Source organism: Blastomonas sp. CCH1-A6, from assembly GCF_001556365.1.
GTDB lineage: Bacteria > Pseudomonadota > Alphaproteobacteria > Sphingomonadales > Sphingomonadaceae > Blastomonas > Blastomonas ursincola.
Map to the genome: position 1 here is coordinate 1 of NZ_LSIS01000407.1, position 443 is coordinate 443.

The following is a 443-nucleotide window of genomic DNA, read 5'->3' on the forward strand; positions in this document are numbered from 1 at the left end:
GCCATCGAGCGAAACCGATGTGCCGAAGCGGTCATTGGCCTGGATATCGGCCAGGCCGATGTTCTTGCCGCCCCCATAGTCCAGGCCGACAATGGCTTCGAGCGCTCCACCGGAAAACTGGGCGTTGGAGAAGCTGAACAGATAGACGGCGCCGGCAAAACCGGCCGTGTTCCCGGCGCCCGCATCATTGGGTGCGCCGACAGCCAGACGGTTGCCGTCGAGCGAAACCGAGGATCCGAAACGGTCTCCCCCCTCGATCTGCGTGACGAACAGGTTCTTGCCGCCGACATAGCCATGGCCGATCACCGATTGCAGGGTCGCGCCCCCGAACAGGAAATCGGTGAAGGTGAACAGATAGACCGCGCCCGCATCGATCAGGCCGTCGATCGACCCGTCATCGCCCCGGGCCCCGATCGCGAGGCGGACGCCATCGAGCGAAACCG

General features: G+C 64.3%; 1 protein-coding gene. It reads right to left on the reverse strand.

Going from position 1 to position 443, the window contains the following annotated elements; all coding sequences use genetic code 11:
• The coding region (locus tag AX735_RS18565) for an FG-GAP repeat protein (RefSeq protein WP_202189619.1) at positions 1-443 on the reverse strand (443 nt) is incomplete at both ends.